The 1,769-nt window shown below is 65.1% G+C and carries 1 protein-coding gene; it reads left to right on the plus strand.

The annotated features are described in order from the left end of the window. The coding region (locus tag VTU_RS28045) for an Ig-like domain-containing protein (RefSeq protein ID WP_010106772.1) at positions 1-1,769 on the plus strand (1,769 nt) is incomplete at both ends.

Here is a 1,769-nt window from a genome sequence, read left to right on the forward strand (position 1 = left end):
AACGCTGACACTGAGCCGCGCCGTGGCCAGCGCGGAGACGGTGACCGTCAGCTACGCCAAACCCGCGGCCGGCGCCGTGGTGCAGGACGCTGCGGGCAACGACGCAGTGAGCTTCAGCGACCAGCCCGTGACGAACAACACGCGCATCACGGCCACGATCACGCTGGCCGACCGCGGGCTCACTGCGAACGAGACCACCACCGTCACCTTCACCTTCAACGAGCCCGTCACCGGCTTCGGACTCGAGGATGTGATCCATGACGACCAAGCCGGTACGCTGAGCGCGCCCACGGCCAGCGCAGACGGCAGAACCTGGACCGCCACGCTGACGCCCCGTGCCGACACGTACGACTTGAGCGACAACACAATCTCCGTGCGTCTGGACGGCGTGACCAATGCCGCGGGCAGGGCCGGGCAGGGCACCACCTCCGCCATCGACTACTTCGTAGACACCCAACTGCCTCGCGTCACCATCGAACTGGCCAACACCGCGCTCAGGGTGGGTGAAACCACTACCGTCACTTTTACCTTCAACAGGGAGGTCGAGGGCTTCAATGCTGCCAACGTAGACCTCTCGAATGCCAACGGCACGCTAAGCAACTTGGCCAACAATCCGGGTAGTGGTGGGCGCATCTGGACCGCCACCTTTACGCCCACGGACAACCTGGCAGACACCAGCAACACCATCAGCGTCAACTTGGCTGGCGTACGAGTCTCAGGCTCAGGCACCGTCGGCCAAGGCCATGCCATCAGCGCCAACTACACCGTGGACACCCGGTTGCCGGACACCACGCCCCCGGAGTTCAGCAGCGCCGCAGTCAACGGCGACCAGTTGGTGCTCACGTACACCGAAGCGAACAGCCTGGACGGAGCCGAGCTCACGGGCAACGCCGGCTTTACGGTGAGCAGCAGCACGGACACGGCGATCACCGTGAGCAGCGCCGTGGTGAACGGGGCGGACAAGACCATCACGCTGACGCTGAGCCGCGCCGTGACCAGCAGTGAGACGGTGAGGGTCAGCTACACCAAACCCGAATCCGGCGCCGTGGTGCAGGACGCAGCGGGCAACGACGCGGTGAACTTCAGCGACCAGGCCGTGACGAACAACACGCCAGCGTCCAACACCAGCGACCTGACCGCCAGCATCATGCTGGCCGACGAGCAGCTCACGACGGGAGAAACGACGGACGTCTTCATCACCTTCAGTAAGCCCGTCACCGGCTTCACGCGCGATGACGTGGACCTGACCCAGGCGAACGGCACGCTCAGCGAACTCATACCCGACGGCGACGGCAGAGGCTGGTCGGCCACCTTCACGCCCACGGCCAACGTCATCGACGAGAGCAACACCATCAGCGTGGACCTCAGGGGCGTGACCGACGCCGCAGGCGTTGCCGGCACCGGCCGCGCCACGAGCGACAACTTCACCGTGAGCACCGTGCCACTTGCCGTCACGATCACGCTGGCCGATACCGCGCTCACCGTGGGCGAAACGACGACCGTCACCTTCGCCTTCAACCAGGAGGTCCTCGGCTTCTCGATCCATGACGTCATGTTCGACGCCACCACCAGCACGCTGGGCCCGCTCACGATCACCGACAACAAAACCTGGACCGCGTCCCTCACACCCACGGCCAACTGCAACGACGCGACCAACACCATCCGCGTCAACTTGCGCGGCGTAGCCGACCTGGGAGACACGTTCGGTACCGGCATCGCCACCAGCGCCAACTACACCGTGGACACCCAATCAGCAGACACCACGCCCC

Origin of the sequence: Verminephrobacter aporrectodeae subsp. tuberculatae At4, assembly GCF_000193225.1 — a bacterium.
Lineage (GTDB): Bacteria > Pseudomonadota > Gammaproteobacteria > Burkholderiales > Burkholderiaceae_C > Acidovorax > Acidovorax aporrectodeae.